Genomic DNA, 16,274 nt, shown 5'->3' on the forward strand with positions numbered 1-16,274 from the left:
AGATGACTGACAATTTAACTCGTGCTTTTAAAGAATTACTCAATCAAGAACGCTTTGGTTCTCAAAATGAAATTGTCGATGCCTTAAAAAAACAAGGCTTTACTGGTATTAATCAATCAAAAATATCGAGAATGCTCAGCAAATTTGGTGCGGTTCGCACTCGTAATACCAAAATGGAAATGGTCTATTGCTTACCAAATGAATTAAGTGTTCCCAATACCAGTAGTCCATTAAAAAATCTTGTCTTAGATGTTGATCACAATTCGATGTTAATCGTAATAAAAACGACGCCCGGTGCTGCTCAATTAATTGCACGATTACTTGATTCCATTGGAAAATCGGAAGGCATTTTAGGCACTATCGCAGGCGATGATACTATTTTTGTCACGCCCACAAGCGATAAACCTATCGACGAATTATTGCAAAATATCCAACGCTTATTTGAAAACGCATTGTAATGAATATTCTATTAACAGGAGGAACAGGACTTATCGGCAAAGCACTTGTCGAACAACTCTGCTTACGCAATGAACAAGTGACGATCTTAACGCGCTCAAGTTCGCCGCACACTTTCTCAAAGCAAAAAAACATCAAATTTATTACCGCACTTTCAGAACTCGATTTACAAGAACAGTTTGATGCCATCATCAATCTTGCTGGCGAACCAATTTTTCATAAAGTTTGGTCGAAAAATCAGAAATCTATTTTACGAGAAAGTCGTTTAAGCCTTACCACTCAACTGGTTGAATTCATCAATCAGTATCAGCAATACCCAATTTTTATATCAGGTTCAGCGACTGGAATTTACGGCGATCAAGACGAACAAACAATTACTGAAACAAGCAAAACAGCAAAAACCTTTACCGCACAATTATGCCAAGATTGGGAAAATATCGCGCGACAAGCTAATGCGAGAGTTTGTTTGATTAGAACAGGAATAGTCTTTTCTAAGAAAGGAGGCGCGCTTGCAAAAATGTTGCCTTTATACAAATGGGGACTTGGCGGTAATCTGGGCAAGGGAGAGCAATATTTCCCTTGGATTGCTTTAGAAGATATTGTAAACGGCATTTTATTTTTACTCGATCATTCAGAATGTAGAGGGGCATTTAACTTCTCAGCCCCGAATCCCATAAAACAGCATAAATTTAACCGCACTTTGGCTGGAATATTAAAACGTCCTGCCTTTGCAACCATTCCCAAATGGATATTACATTTCATGCTTGGCGAACGAGCGAATCTATTACTAGAAAGCCAAAATGTTGTGCCTGAAAAATTACTCAACGCTGGATTCCAATTTCAATATTCTGATTGCGAAAACTATCTAGAAGAAATCCTAAAAAACAAATAAAAAAATCACCGCACTTTTTTAATGCGGTGATTTTTATCGGACTAAATATCTCGCCTTATCGCAATTTATTGTTCATTATAAATTTCAAGATTGGATGCTTGTTTTTCACGTTTTTTCTTTGCACTATCATTGCGTTGAGTTGCGATTTTATTAAGATATTCAGGGCTAATATCGCCTGTAATATATTCGCCTGTGAAAACAGAACAATCAAAACCTTGAATGGCTGGGTTTTCCAATTGAACAGATTCAGTAAGTGCGGTCAGATCTTGGAAAATTAATTTATCTACGCCGATCAAATGTGCAATTTCCTCAACATTTCGACCGTAAGCGATCAGTTCATCACAACTCGGCATATCAATACCATATACATTCGGATAACGAATTTCAGGAGCAGCAGAGGCAAAGTAAATTTTCTTCGCACCAGCTGAGCGAGCCATTTCAACAATTTGCTCAGAGGTTGTGCCACGAACGATAGAATCGTCCACCAATAACACATTTTTATCTTTAAATTCAGCTTTAATGGTATTCAATTTGCGACGAACAGAACTAATACGCTGTGCTTGTCCTGGCATAATAAAGGTACGACCAACATAGCGATTTTTCACAAATCCTTGGCGATAAGGTTTCCCTAGTACACGAGCTATTTGTAACGCAATATCTGTGGAGGTTTCAGGAATAGGAATGACCACATCAATATTATCAATTTCATCCGCCCATTCTTTTGCAATTTTTTTCCCGAGTTTTTCCCCCATATGAACACGTGCCGCATAAACAGAGACGCCATCAATCGTTGAATCTGGGCGTGCAAAATAAACATACTCAAAAATACAAGGATTTAACACCGCACTTTCGGTACATTGTTGTGAATAAAGCTCGCCATCAAACGTTACATAAACGGCTTCGCCCGCAGCAATATCACGTACAAACTCGAAACCGACAATATCTAAAGCCACTGTTTCAGAGGCGAACATATAATCAGTTTTGCCATTTTCTTCACGTTTACCCAACACCAAAGGACGAATACCAAAAGGATCTCTAAATGCAACCATCCCATGTCCAATAATCATCGCTACGCAGGCATAAGCACCACGAATATCATTGTGAGTTTTACGAACGGCATAAAAAATATCTTGTGGATCAAGATGGTTTTGAGGAATGTGATCAAGATGATTAGCGAGAATATTAAGAAGAAGTTCAGAATCTGAATTAGTGTTTACGTGACGGCGGGCAGTTTTAAAGACTTTTTCTTTTAACTCCACTGAGTTGGTTAAATTGCCGTTATGCACCAAAGTGACACCATAGGGAGAATTTACATAAAAAGGTTGTGCCTCTGAGACGCTAGAACTTCCTGCCGTAGGATAGCGAATATGCCCTAATCCAGCATTTCCTTGCAAGCGTAGCATATGCTCTTGACGGAACACATCGCTGACTAAGCCATTAGCTTTACGTAAGCGGAAACGGTTTTCATCATCAACCGTTACAATACCCGCCGCATCTTGTCCACGATGTTGCAAAAGAGTTAATGCTGCATAAATAGATTCATTAACCGGACTTTGGCTAACAATACCGACAATACCACACATTTTGTGTTCCTTATTGATTAAGCGTTGGATTTAAAAAACTTGAACTTGACTGAAGCTGTTGAAAGAACCATTCAATAATAAAACCAAAGTGCGGTATTAATTGAGATTCTTTCCACCAATCAGTTTGTTCAAAATTGGTAAAAGTATCCATAAAAAATAACAACGCAGCCACAATCAATGCACCGCGCACTAAACCGAAAGCTGCACCTAATACGCGATCAGTGCCGCTTAAACCCGTCTTATCTACTAATTGACTAATCACATAATTTACTATTGCGCCCACGATTAAAGTCAGAACAAACAGAATGGCGATTGCAGTTCCATTACGCACATACATTGATTCAATTTGCGTAAGATAAGTGGCAAGATAAGGATAGAACTGGCTTGCTACGATAAATGCCACAACCCAGCTACCAAGTGAAAGTACTTCGCGTACAAAACCACGTAATAAACTGACAAGAATGGAAAAAGCGATAATGCCAATAATAATGTAATCGATCATTAAAAAATCTCTCAATGAAAAACGGCCGTTTAAAACGACCGAGGTATTCTACAAAAATACAGCCAAAAAGAAAACGTTTGCGTAAACTAAATTTCCTGCCAAAAAGCACGTTCAAATTTGCTTTGAGCTTTCCTTAAGACCTCTGCTAAATGTTGATATGTCGGTTTTTCTTGCACAAAAGGCAAGGGTTCATTTTGTTGTTTTAAGCGTTCGCAAATATCGTAAAACCATACCGCACTTTGATTTTCTAATGGCGAATTTGCACGCTTACCAAGCCAATAAAGCCCTTGAAAAGGAATAAGCAAGGTAAAAAGTGCGGTCAAAATTGCGATAGAAAATGCCATTAAATCATTTTTTGCATAAATCTGTTGCCACAGTATTGCAAATACAGCAACAAAAGGCATAAATTTTTGTGCAAAACTCGTGGCTTTCATAATACGGTTTTCAGGGAAAATAATCCCTAACTTCGCCTCCTGCGGCCAAGTATTAAGATAAATTTGTCCCTGTTTAAAAATGGAAAAAAACGCCATAAAAAACACCTCAAAAAATTGACCGCACTTATCATACGCTATTTTAAGTCTATTTTTAGTAAAAATAGTTTAATTTTTCAAAAAATACGATAAAGTTTGTATTTTTTCCTTACCGATGAATTTATTTTATTCATCAAAAGGTGTATCCTATACCTAATTTTTCAAACCATCTTAAATGATGGATTTTTATTAACCTCAATCAAATATAGGGTTCCTATGTCAAAACTTGTTCTTATCCTTAACTGCGGTAGTTCTTCACTAAAATTTGCAATTCTTGATCCAGCAACAGGGGAAGAAAAATTATCTGGCTTAGCCGAAGCATTTTTCTTACCAGAAGCACGTATCAAATGGAAACTCAATGGAGAGAAAGGTAACGCAGATTTAGGCGCAGGCGCAGCGCATACTGAAGCGCTTAATTTTATTGCATCTAACATTCTGACTGATGAACTAAAAAATTCTATCGCAGCAATTGGTCACCGTATCGTTCACGGTGGCGAAAAATACACCCAATCTGTTATCGTAACTGATGAAGTTGTTAAAGGTATTGAAGATGCTGCACAATTTGCGCCACTTCACAACCCTGCTCACTTAATTGGTATTCGCGAAGCATTTAACGCATTCCCACACTTAAAAGATAAAAACGTGGTAGTTTTTGATACAGCATTCCACCAAACTATGTCTGAAGAAGCCTTCCTTTATGCCCTTCCATACTCTTTATATAAAGAGCACGGCGTACGTCGCTATGGTGCACACGGCACAAGTCACTACTTCATTTCTCGTGAAGTCGCCGAATATGTAGGCAAACCCGCAGACCAAGTCAATGCTATTATTTGTCACTTAGGTAATGGTGGTTCTGTTTCTGTTGTGCGTAACGGTCAATGTATCGATACGTCAATGGGTTTAACTCCGCTAGAAGGTTTGGTAATGGGTACACGTTGTGGCGATATTGACCCTGCAATCATATTCTATCTATACAAAACTTTAGGTATGTCTATGGAACAAATCGAAGAGACTTTAGTGAAAAAATCTGGTCTTTTAGGCTTAACTGAAGTAACCAGCGACTGCCGTTATGCTGAAGATAACTACGATAATGCATCTAAACCAGAAGCAAAACGCGCTTTAAATGTTTATAGCTATCGTTTAGCGAAATACATTGGTGCTTATATGGCTGTGTTGGGCGATGATCACTTAGATGCGATTGCATTCACTGGTGGTATTGGCGAAAACTCAGCGCACGTTCGTGAATTAGCATTGAATCACTTAAGATTATTTGGCATTCAAATCGATAATGAACGAAATCTTGCCGCACGTTTTGGTAAAGATGGCGTAATCACGACTGATGATTCCGCATTTAAAGCGATTGTTCTTCCAACTAACGAAGAATTGGTTATCGCACAAGATACCGCAAGACTTTGTTTCTAATTCAACAACAAACTGCCGAATTTTTCGGCAGTTTTTATTTATAACATATACATATTAAGGTTTAACTATGTCTCGCACGATTATTCTTATCCCTGTAAGTACAGGCGTGGGTTTAACTAGCATTAGTCTTGGATTAATCCACTCTCTCGAACAAAAAGGCACGAAAGTTGCTTTTATGAAACCCGTTTCTCAACCAAGCACTGGCGAAGATAAATTGGATCGCACAACCTCTATTATTCGCACTAGCACTAGCCTTGAAACTGCCGAACCCTTTATGTTAAGCGTGGCAGAATCATTAATTGGTCAAAATCAGTCTGACGTATTGTTAGAAAAAATTGTAGCTAACCACCAACAATTAACCAAAAATAATGACATTGTTGTAGTTGAAGGTTTAATTCCAACAAGAAAACACGGTTATGCAAATAATATCAACTATGAAATTGCACAAGCATTAGATGCAGAAATCGTATTAGTTGCAGCACCAGCAACTGAAACCCCAACCGAATTAAAAGATCGTGTAGAAGCAGCAGCCTCTTTATTTGGTGGTAAAAACAATCCAAATCTTTTAGGCGTAGTTGTAAACAAATTCAATGCACCTGTTGATGAATCTGGTCGTACACGCCCCGATCTTGCTGAAATCTTTGATTCATTCCAACACAATCATATTAGCGAAACAGAAGTAAACAAATTATTTGCAGGTAGTGCCATCAAGTTATTAGCTTGTGTGCCTTGGAATGCAAATTTAATCGCTACACGAGCAATCGACTTAGTCAAGCATTTAGGTGCATCAATCATTAATGAGGGGGAAATCAATCGCCGTATTCGTGGTATCACTTTCTGCGCAAGAAGTTTACCAAATATGGTTGAGCATTTCCGTGCAGGCAGTTTATTAGTCGCTTCAGCAGATCGTCCAGATGTGCTTGTAGCAGCCGCTCTCGCAGCGTCAAATGGTATTGAAATCGGCGGTATTTTATTAACAGGCGGTTATAAAATTGATGCTCAAATTAATAAACTTTGCCAACCTACTTTTGAAAAAGCGAAATTGCCGATCTTCCGTATTGAAGGCAATACTTGGCAAACGGCATTAAGTTTACAAAGCTTTAATCTTGAAGTCCCTGTTGATGACAAAGAACGTATTGAAAATATTAAACAATACATTAGCCAACACTTTAATGCTGACTTTATCAATAATTTAGTTGCAGATTCTAGCCGTTTACCTCGCTTATCCCCACCTGCATTCCGTTTCCAATTAACTGAACTTGCTCGTGCGGCGAAAAAACGTATTGTGCTTCCTGAAGGCGATGAACCTCGTACAATCAAAGCAGCCGTACTTTGCGCAGAACGTGGCATTGCGGAATGTGTGCTTTTAGCAGATCCTGCATCCGTTCAACGTGTTGCAGAAGCACAAGGTGTTAAATTAGGTAAGGGTATTACAATCATCAATCCTGCTGACGTTCGTGAAAACTATGTTGATCGTTTAGTTGAATTACGTAAAGCGAAAGGTATGACTGAAACCGCAGCTCGTGAACAATTAGAGGATACCGTAGTGCTTGGTACTATGATGTTAGAAGCAAATGAAGTAGATGGTTTAGTATCTGGTGCCGTTCACACGACTGCAAACACCATTCGCCCACCAATGCAGATCATAAAAACTGCACCAGGTAGTTCAATCGTTTCTTCTATCTTCTTTATGTTATTACCAGATCAAGTGCTTGTTTATGGCGACTGCGCGGTAAACCCAGATCCAACAGCAGAACAACTTGCGGAAATCGCAATTCAATCTGCGGATTCTGCGAAAGCATTTGGTATTGATCCAAAAGTCGCAATGATCTCTTACTCAACAGGTACATCTGGTAGCGGTGCTGATGTGGAAAAAGTGAAAGAAGCAACCCGTATTGCGAAAGAAAAACGCCCTGATTTATTAATCGATGGCCCATTACAATATGATGCAGCTGTGATGGAAGACGTGGCTCGCTCTAAAGCACCAAATTCACCAGTAGCAGGTAAAGCAACAGTATTCGTATTCCCTGACTTAAATACGGGTAACACCACTTACAAAGCAGTACAACGTTCTGCAGATTTAGTGTCTATTGGCCCAATGCTTCAAGGTATGCGTAAGCCAGTCAATGACTTGTCTCGTGGTGCTTTAGTTGATGATATTGTATACACAATTGCCTTAACCGCAATTCAAGCGACACAATAGTTCATACAAAACTGTAAAAGAAAATACCGCACTTTGCCCTAGCAGTAAAAGTGCGGTATTTTTTTATAACGTTTTTTTACAAATCAACTAAAATCAAAATTGCGGCTTCGCCACCCCATTCTCTTGGTGCTTGATGTAATGCCCGCACTTTAGGATGTTGTACTAGCCAACGTGGAATTTGTTTTTTCAATGTAAAGGTGCCATAGCCCGTCATGATACTGGCACAATCAATATGCTCATTTTCACAAGCCAGTAAAAGTGCGGCTAATTCTTGCTTAGCTTGTTCACGGGTTAAACCGTGTAAATCTAAAAACAATTCTGGCGAAAAATCTCCACGACGAAGTTGTTTTAATAAATGGGAATCTTCCCCATCACGTAAATATTTCACAACACCATCATGCTCATTCAGTAACGGCTCATATTCATCAGAAAAATAAAATAACGTATCTTCTTTCGCTCGTAATTCTTTCAATTCTATTTTTTTCTGATCACGTTTTTGGTGAGGGGCAACAAAAGTATCTTGTTTCATTGGCTTAATGCCTTTGGTTTCCTCACGGAATAAATCAAATTCGTCTTGCATTTTTTTCTCATTAATTTCAAATTTTGCGTATCATATCATAGTTCTACATTCTCATCTGTGGTATAACTACGCCAAATTTTCATACCGAATTTTATGCTAACTTTTCTACTCACTTTTATGGAGAAATGCGATGGAAACTTCACATAACCAAGAATTAGTTGCAACTATCTTGGAAGATAATGTTGCAAACGAACTGCAAACCATCCAAGATTTTCTGCGTTGGACGTATAGCATTCTCAATCGTTCTGATATTTACTTCGGGCAAGGGCACGATAATCCTTGGGATGAAAGCCTGCAACTCGTTTTAAGTGGCTTACATTTACCCATTGATTTACCTACCGAATTATTTAACAGTCGATTAACCCCATCTGAAAAAGAAACCTTAGTTCAACTTGCATTAACCCGAATCGAACAACGTGTGCCAGTGGCATATTTAACAAATAGTGCTTGGTTCTGCGGTCACGAATTTTATGTCGATGAACGAACCATTATTCCACGTTCTCCAATTAGTGCGTTAATTCAAGATCGCTTTGAAAATTTAATTTCACAAGAACCTCATCATATTCTCGATCTATGCACAGGCAGCGGTTGTATTGCCATTGCTTGTGCTTATGCTTTCCCAAATGCGGAAGTAGATGCTATCGATTTATCGGTTGATGCACTTAATGTGGCGGAGATCAATATTTCACGCCATCAATTAGAACATCGCGTATTCCCGATTCAATCAAACTTATTTACAAATATTTTAGGACAAAAATACGATCTTATCGTGACCAATCCACCTTATGTGGATGAAGAAGATCTCGCCGATATGCCAGAAGAATTCCATTTTGAGCCAGAGTTAGCCTTAGGCTCTGGCAGTGATGGCTTAAACATTACCAAACAAATTTTAAAACAAGCACCAAATTACTTAACCGAAAATGGCGTATTGGTGTGTGAAGTGGGCAATAGTATGGTGAGCTTAATTGAGCAATATCCAGATGTGCCATTTGAATGGGTAGAACTTAAAAATGGCGGGCTAGGCGTATTTGCTATTCAGCGTAAAGATTTAGTGAAATATCACGATCTCTTTTAATCTTTTAAGTGCGGTTGAAATTCTTATTAAATTTCAACCGCACTTCATTTATACATTGTTATCTTGTTTCTAATTCAATGCCTTCAAATAATTTTTTCACTGAATTGTTATCACGCAAACGCTCGGCTTTTTCTACGACACTACGAGTTAAGTGCGGCGAAAAATATTCCATAAAATCATACATATAATTACGTAAGAACGTGCTATATTTAAATGCAATATTCGTCATACTTGGGCGGAACAAATGGCTTGCATCAATCAGTACAAGATCCGTATCTAGTGCCGTATGTGCCATAGATGCCATAATGCCCACCCCTAACCCCAAGCGCACATAAGTTTTAATAACATCAGCATCGGTAGCCGTAAAGACTATATTCGGTAAAATACCGGCACTATTAAATGCGTAATCTAAATCAGAAACACCCGTAAAACCAAATGTGTAAGTCACAAGTGGGTATTTTCCTAATTCCTCAATGGTCAGTTCTTTCACTTTAGCAAGTGGATGATCGGGCGTAACAATCACGGCACGATTCCACCAATAGCATGGAATTTGAACTAAATCATCAAATAAATAAGGTGCTTCAGTGGTAATTACCAAATCCACTTCGCCTGACATTAAAGCATCGTGAATTTGTGTTGGAGAACCTTGATGAATATGCAAACTCACATCAGGATATTTTTTAGAAAAACGTTCAATCACGCTTGGCAACATATAACGTGCCTGAGTGTTTGTCGTCGCAATACGTAATACACCGTGATTTGGCTGAGTATATTCATCGGCAACGGCACGGATACCTTGCGCTTTAACAAGTAACTCGCGTGCAATCGAAATAATTTTTTTCCCTGCTGGTGTAATTGATTTTATATGCTTACCATGACGCTCAAAAATTTCCAGACCTAATTCATCTTCTAAGAGGCGAACTTGTTTACTGATACCCGGCTGCGATGTGTAAAGTGCATTTGCAGCTTCTGTAACATTCAAATTTTGGTTTACAATCTCAACGATATAACGCAATTGCTGCATTTTCATAAAAAAGTCCTTATTTTTTATAACGTTTATTCATCTCCGAATAACGTTTCACCGCTTTACGAATTTGCCCAGATTTTGGACGACGACTTGCCTGTTTTACATCTAATTTCGTTTCGGTTTCAGCAGGTAATCCCACCAATTCACGCAAATAATTGACGTTTTCAAGATCCATTTCTTCCCAGCCACCACGAGGCAAACCTTTCATTAATTTGATATTTCCATAACGAATACGAATTAATCGGCTAACTTGAATACCTTGGGATTCCCACAAACGACGCACCTCACGATTACGTCCTTCCATCAAGGTTACATCATACCATTGGTTAATACCCACACCGCCTGTAAATTTAATTTCTTTAAAATTGGCAGGGCCATCTTCAAGCTGAACGCCTTTGCGTAAACGTGCTAACATCGCATCATCCACTTGACCAAATACACGCACAGAATATTCACGTTCCACTTCACGGCTTGGGTGCATTAAACGATTTGCTAATTCTCCATCAGTGGTAAAAAGCAATAAACCCGATGTATTAATATCTAAACGCCCTACTGCAATCCAACGAGACCCCGTTAAACGTGGCAAACGATCAAACACTGTGGCACGCCCTTCTGGGTCGCTACGAGTACAAAGTTCCCCTTCAGGTTTGTAATACATTAACACTCGACAAATTTCTTTTTGTGCGTGGCTAAGATTAATGATTTGACCATCAATACGCACTTTCACGCCAGAATGTACGTCAATACGATCGCCTAAAGTCGCAATTTTACCCTCTACGCTCACTCGACCGGAGGCAATCATCGTTTCAATTTCACGACGAGAGCCTTGTCCAGCGCGCGCTAAAACTTTCTGTAATTTTTCGCCCTCTATTTTAGGTTGATTCGAGGCTTTTACAACAGGTTTCGCTTTTGGCTTAGATAAAAATTTGTTATCAGAATTAACCGCACTTTTCTTCGTATTTGCCGTTTCTACGCGTGCAGTACGAGAGACTGAACGTCTATCATTTTTAACTGAAAAATCACTTTTCTTTGCTGAATCTTTGGAAAAGTGCGGTTGTCTTTGAGTTTGTTTTTGACTAGGTTTCATTGTTTTCCTTGAATAATGGAAAGGTCGCTTTCACAAGCGTCTATCTGTTACATAATATGTATTAAATAAAAGGATCAGTGCTTCCACTTCCCTCGCGTAAAATCACTGGCGATTCTTCCGTTAAATCCACCACTGTTGTAGGCTCTTGCCCTAAATATCCACCATGGATAATTAAATCCACTTGATGTTCTAAACGATCACGAATTTCTTCAGGATCGGATTGTGTAGTATGTTCTTCATTAGGCAACATTAACGAACAAGATAAAATAGGCTCGCCTAAAGCTGAAAGTAAATCTAAAGCGATCTTATTATCTGGTACGCGTAAACCAATAGTTTTACGTTTTGATGTCATTAAACGACGCGGTAATTCTTTCGTTGCTGTAAGAATAAAAGTATAACGCCCTGGCGTATTATTTTTAATCAAACGATAAGCAATATTATTTACCGTTGAGTAAGTTGAAAGCTCCGACAAATCACTACACACCAAGGTAAAATTATGTCCTTCAGGCAATTTACGAATTGCTACAATACGATCCATTGCATGTTTATCGCCCATCATACAGCCTAAGGCATATCCCGAATCCGTTGGATACACAATTACACCGCCTTTTTGTAAAATCTCTACAGCTTGATTAATCAAGCGCGCTTGGGGATTTTCAGGGTGGATATAAAAAAATTGGCTCATGTATTTCTTCCTTAAAAAGTGTGCGCTGATTATAGCAGTTTTGCGTTCACTTTATAATGGCGAGCATATAAAAATAAAGGCGTAGAGAGTCAATCTACGCCCTTGTTAAACTAAAGTGCGGTTAATTTTTAGATGATTTTAATACCTTTCTCAAGGCTGAACCAATTTCAGCGAGACTTTTTACACAGGTCACACCAGCGGCGTCTAACGCTGCAATTTTTTCTGCGGCAGTGCCTTTTCCGCCACTAATAATCGCCCCTGCATGCCCCATCCGTTTGCCTTTTGGCGCAGTGATACCCGCAATATAGGCAACCACTGGTTTAGTGACATTATCTTTAATGAAGATTGCCGCCTCTTCCTCTGCGGAACCACCGATCTCGCCAATCATCACAATAGCTTCAGTTTCGGGATCTTGTTGAAATCTTTCGAGAATATCAATAAAACTAGAGCCAGGAATAGGATCTCCCCCAATACCCACACAAGTCGATTGTCCAAAGCCTTCATCTGTAGTTTGTTTTACCGCTTCATAAGTTAAAGTACCAGAACGAGAAACAATCCCCACTTTACCTTTTTTATGTATGTGAGCGGGCATAATGCCGATTTTACATTCATCAGGCGTAATCACACCTGGGCAATTTGGTCCAATCATCACTACGCCCGTTTCATTTAATTTTTGTTTCACTTTAAGCATATCCAATGTAGGTATGCCCTCAGTAATACAGACAATTAACTTAATCCCTGCATCAATAGCTTCAATTATGGCATCTTTACAAAATGGTGCTGGCACATAAATGACCGTCGCTGTTGCCCCCGTATTTTCGACAGCTTCACGAACTGTATTAAATACAGGCAAACCAAGATGACTACTGCCACCTTTATTTAGCGATACGCCACCAACTAATTGCGTTCCATAGGCTAATGCTTGTTCAGAATGAAAAGTCCCTTGTCCACCAGTAAAACCTTGGCAAATCACTTTAGTATTTTTATCAATTAAAATCGCCATTAGTGTTCTCCTTTTGCTGCATTCACAGCTAATTCTGCAGCTTGTTGTAAATTCTGTGCGGTAAGGATATTAACATCGCTTTGCGTTAAAATTTGGCGACCGATTTCAGCGTTCGTTCCTTCTAATCGAACAACCACAGGCACTCTCACGCCCACTTCATTTACTGCAGCAATGACGCCTTCAGCAATCAAATCACAACGAACAATGCCACCAAAAATATTCACTAAAATAACCTTCACGGAAGGATCGGTTAAAATGATTTTGAACGCTTCAGCAACCCGATCTTTCGTTGCACCACCACCCACATCAAGAAAATTCGCAGGCTTCCCACCATAGAGTTTCACAATATCCATGGTTCCCATTGCAAGCCCAGCCCCGTTTACCATACAACCAATATCGCCCTCTAAAGCCACATAGTTTAACTGGAATTTTTCAGCTTCTGCTTCACGAGCATCATTTTGAGTTAAATCTTGAAGTGCTAAGAGATCTTTATGACGAAATAAAGCGTTATCATCAACAGATATTTTGGCATCGAGACAAACCAAATTCCCTTGTTTAGTGAGAACAAGCGGATTGACTTCCAGTAAAGATAAATCTTTTTCTAAAAACAAACGAGATAACCCCATAAAAATATCGGTAAACTGTTTGTTTTGCACACCACTTAACCCTAATTTAAACGCCAATTCACGCCCTTGATAAGGCAATCCTCCAAATAAAGGATCAATGGTAACTTTGTGGAGTAAGTGCGGTGAATTTTGCGCGATTTCTTCAATATTCATTCCACCTGCAGAGGAAGCAATAAACACCACTTTTTGAGAGGCGCGATCAACAACCGCACTTAAGTAAAATTCTTTATCAATATCGCAAGTTTCTTCAAAATAAATCTGGTTTACTGGCTGCCCCAATTTATCCGTTTGAAAAGTGACTAAACGTTGTCCTAGCCATTTTTCTGCAAAAGATCTTGCTTCCTCTACATCCTGTACCAATTTAACGCCACCTGCTTTGCCACGCCCACCCGCATGAACTTGGCATTTCGCTGCCCACTTATCGCCTGAAAGTTGAGCCAGTACCAAATCTACTTCATCAACAGATTGACAGACTGCCCCATTTTTTACGGGTAATCCATAATGCTCAAATAGTTGTTTTGCTTGGTATTCGTGTAAATTCATTCGCGACGTCCTTTTTGGTTATGAAAACAATTCACTCAAGGTTTTAATGCTATATGTACCGTGATTTCTTCACGATCGTGATATAAATGTTTTGCTTGAATCGCAAAATTCAAATTCTGCTCCGCCAACATAACAGCCAAGTTTTCTAAACATAATATCACTTCTTGATAACGTTTTTTCATGGGTAATTTTAAATTAAAGATGGTTTCTCGGCACCAACCATTCAACAACCATTTGCCAATTAATAAAGAAATACGACTTGGTTGTTCCACCATATCACAGACTAACCAATCCACTTTTTTCCTTTTGGGAGGCTGAAATTTAAAGCCATCTTCCACGCAATGTTCAATGCGACCTGTATCATGCAAACTCGTCGCCATTTTTCCGTGATCAACCGCATAAACAAATAAACCACGTTTGACTAATTGATATGTCCAACCCCCAGGGCAAGCCCCTAAATCAACGCCAATCATATTTTCATTTAAACGTTTATTCTCTTCTTTACGCGGAATAAAAGTCAAAATAGCTTCTTCTAGTTTTAACGTAGATCGACTCGGCGCATCTGCTGGAAATTTTAAACGAGGGATTCCCATAAAATGGGGGGAATGATTATCTACATAAGAATATCCCACATAACAGCAATTCGATTTTACAAAAAAACAATGTAAAAATTGACCGCACTTTTGACTCGCTTTTGCAGAAAGCCAGCCTTGTTTTTTCAATGCCTGACGTAAAGGCACGGTAAATTTACGGCAAAAAGTGGAAAGCTCTTTCGCTTCATTGGTATCTGCAGTTTCGACAAAAAGCTCGCTAGATTGAGCAAAATTAACTTGTTGCGATAATGCTTCAAACACCGCCACAATGGGACTAATACGATCAGTGGGATCTAAATCTTCCAATAAATCGGAAATAACTATCATCTGACGAGCAAAAATCAAACGATTAAAAGGAATGTCTCGGGCAAGGCGATCTGCCTCATCAGGTTGATAACATTCAAAAATCACATAGCCCGAATTATCTTGTACTCGTGCAAAACCAAATACTCCTAAATGACTTGCTTGATCAGTAATCTCTGCGGCGACTTCTTTCTCAAAACCTGGGCGACAATATAATGCGAGTTTATTCATTTTCTTCTCGTTTAATTGAGTTAATAATCCATTGGCGGAATGCTTGAATTTTTTGGTCATCAAGGCGATCAAGATGATTGACCACATAAAATGATTTTGGATCAGGCAAATTGGTTGGCAACACCGCTTGCAATGATCCATTTTCAATTTCTTGCAAAGCTAATAAGCGATTAGCTAATACAATGCCTTGCCCGTGAATAGCCGCCTGTAACGCCATAAATGTATGGCTAAATAACGGCCCTTGCTGAATATTTAAATCATCTAACTGTAAATGATTTGCCATCGCTTGCCAATTATCACGGGTATGAATATGAATTAATGTGTGTTTTTTTAAATCTTCAGGCTGAATAATTGGATTTTTATCTAGTAATTCAGGCGACGCAAAAATCAATAAATTTTCTTCGCCAAGACGATCTACTTGAAGATTCTGCCAATTTCCCAAGCCATAATAAATAGCAAGATCAATTTCTTTATTTAACAAGCCTTCATCTTGATCCACGCCTGTTAAACGCACCTCAATTTGCGGATAAAGCTGATTAAATTCACTCAAATGTGGAACTAGCCATTGAATACCAAAAGTTTGTGGCACGCTAATATTTAAATGCGGGTCCGTTTTTAACGTTAATAATCGCTCTGTTGCTTCATTTAAACGACGTAGAATTTTATTAATATCAACAAAATAAGCTTTACCAAGCTCCGTTAATTCTAAAGAACGATTCTTTCGCTTAAATAATTCAATTCCTAAAAATTCTTCTAATAATTTAATTTGATGACTAACCGCCGCTTGTGTCACACAAAGCTCATCTGCAGCTTTAGTAAAACTTAAATAACGAGCAGCAGACTCAAAAGATTTTAGCGAATTCAATGGGGGCAAACGTTTATACATAAGTATTTCCATTCATAAATTTTATGTCTATAATGGACAAGATTTAT

At 38.7% G+C, this 16,274-nt stretch carries 16 protein-coding genes; 5 read left to right on the plus strand and 11 right to left on the minus strand.

The window, feature by feature from the left end; all coding sequences use genetic code 11:
- Positions 1-2: 2 nt before the first annotated feature.
- Positions 3-458, plus strand: a complete 456-nt coding sequence (gene argR / locus ACPT8Q_RS07525; protein WP_050848262.1) for a transcriptional regulator ArgR — start codon at positions 3-5, stop codon at positions 456-458.
- The gene (locus ACPT8Q_RS07530) at positions 458-1,348 is read left to right on the plus strand and encodes a TIGR01777 family oxidoreductase (RefSeq protein ID WP_050948497.1); all 891 of its coding nucleotides are present in this window, start codon (positions 458-460) and stop codon (positions 1,346-1,348) included. Before argR ends, ACPT8Q_RS07530 begins: the two co-directional genes overlap by 1 nt.
- Before the next feature lie 65 nt (positions 1,349-1,413).
- Here ACPT8Q_RS07530 and purF read toward each other — a convergent pair whose 3' ends face one another.
- The 3 genes from purF to yfbV form a co-directional block, all read right to left on the minus strand.
- Positions 1,414-2,931: an amidophosphoribosyltransferase gene (purF, locus tag ACPT8Q_RS07535; protein WP_050948498.1), complete on the minus strand. Its 1,518-nt coding sequence runs from the start codon at positions 2,929-2,931 to the stop codon at positions 1,414-1,416.
- Between the two features lie 10 nt (positions 2,932-2,941).
- Positions 2,942-3,433, minus strand: coding sequence for a CvpA family protein (locus ACPT8Q_RS07540; protein WP_005657117.1), 492 nt, complete (start codon positions 3,431-3,433; stop codon positions 2,942-2,944).
- A gap of 86 nt (positions 3,434-3,519) precedes the next feature.
- Complete coding sequence (yfbV, locus tag ACPT8Q_RS07545) at positions 3,520-3,963, minus strand: terminus macrodomain insulation protein YfbV (protein ID WP_050948499.1); 444 nt, start codon at positions 3,961-3,963, stop codon at positions 3,520-3,522.
- A 216-nt stretch (positions 3,964-4,179) separates the two neighbouring features.
- Between yfbV and ACPT8Q_RS07550 the strand changes: the two genes are divergently transcribed.
- The gene (locus tag ACPT8Q_RS07550; protein WP_061671380.1) at positions 4,180-5,385 is read left to right on the plus strand and encodes an acetate kinase; all 1,206 of its coding nucleotides are present in this window, start codon (positions 4,180-4,182) and stop codon (positions 5,383-5,385) included.
- Between the two features lie 67 nt (positions 5,386-5,452).
- Positions 5,453-7,588 (plus strand): phosphate acetyltransferase, encoded by a 2,136-nt coding sequence (gene pta / locus ACPT8Q_RS07555; protein WP_005686526.1) that lies wholly within the window; start codon positions 5,453-5,455, stop codon positions 7,586-7,588.
- A gap of 76 nt (positions 7,589-7,664) precedes the next feature.
- Here pta and smrB read toward each other — a convergent pair whose 3' ends face one another.
- Positions 7,665-8,168, minus strand: coding sequence for an endonuclease SmrB (gene smrB, locus ACPT8Q_RS07560; protein ID WP_061671379.1), 504 nt, complete (start codon positions 8,166-8,168; stop codon positions 7,665-7,667).
- Between the two features lie 130 nt (positions 8,169-8,298).
- Here smrB and prmB point away from each other — a divergent pair, with 130 nt between their 5' ends.
- Complete coding sequence (prmB, locus tag ACPT8Q_RS07565) at positions 8,299-9,243, plus strand: 50S ribosomal protein L3 N(5)-glutamine methyltransferase (RefSeq protein WP_050846899.1); 945 nt, start codon at positions 8,299-8,301, stop codon at positions 9,241-9,243.
- Positions 9,244-9,301: 58 nt separating this feature from the next.
- Here prmB and cysB read toward each other — a convergent pair whose 3' ends face one another.
- The 7 genes from cysB to ACPT8Q_RS07600 form a co-directional block, all read right to left on the minus strand.
- Positions 9,302-10,273, minus strand: coding sequence for an HTH-type transcriptional regulator CysB (cysB, locus tag ACPT8Q_RS07570; protein WP_061671378.1), 972 nt, complete (start codon positions 10,271-10,273; stop codon positions 9,302-9,304).
- A 10-nt stretch (positions 10,274-10,283) separates the two neighbouring features.
- Positions 10,284-11,357, minus strand: a complete 1,074-nt coding sequence (gene rluB, locus ACPT8Q_RS07575) for a 23S rRNA pseudouridine(2605) synthase RluB (protein ID WP_050948500.1) — start codon at positions 11,355-11,357, stop codon at positions 10,284-10,286.
- A gap of 61 nt (positions 11,358-11,418) precedes the next feature.
- Positions 11,419-12,042 (minus strand): L-threonylcarbamoyladenylate synthase, encoded by a 624-nt coding sequence (locus ACPT8Q_RS07580; RefSeq protein ID WP_061671377.1) that lies wholly within the window; start codon positions 12,040-12,042, stop codon positions 11,419-11,421.
- A 121-nt stretch (positions 12,043-12,163) separates the two neighbouring features.
- Entirely contained in the window at positions 12,164-13,045 is an 882-nt protein-coding gene (gene sucD, locus ACPT8Q_RS07585) for a succinate--CoA ligase subunit alpha (protein WP_050948502.1), read from the minus strand.
- The gene (sucC, locus tag ACPT8Q_RS07590; protein WP_061671376.1) at positions 13,045-14,214 is read right to left on the minus strand and encodes an ADP-forming succinate--CoA ligase subunit beta; all 1,170 of its coding nucleotides are present in this window, start codon (positions 14,212-14,214) and stop codon (positions 13,045-13,047) included. The genes sucD and sucC overlap by 1 nt, the downstream gene beginning before the upstream one ends.
- A 35-nt stretch (positions 14,215-14,249) precedes the next feature.
- Complete coding sequence (gene rlmM / locus ACPT8Q_RS07595; RefSeq protein WP_050948503.1) at positions 14,250-15,341, minus strand: 23S rRNA (cytidine(2498)-2'-O)-methyltransferase RlmM; 1,092 nt, start codon at positions 15,339-15,341, stop codon at positions 14,250-14,252.
- Entirely contained in the window at positions 15,334-16,227 is an 894-nt protein-coding gene (locus ACPT8Q_RS07600) for a transcriptional regulator GcvA (RefSeq protein ID WP_005660440.1), read from the minus strand. The genes rlmM and ACPT8Q_RS07600 overlap by 8 nt, the downstream gene beginning before the upstream one ends.
- Positions 16,228-16,274 lie beyond the last annotated feature (47 nt).

Origin of the sequence: Haemophilus sp. HN_Hi10 (assembly GCF_049821985.1) — a bacterium.
GTDB lineage: Bacteria > Pseudomonadota > Gammaproteobacteria > Enterobacterales > Pasteurellaceae > Haemophilus > Haemophilus influenzae_D.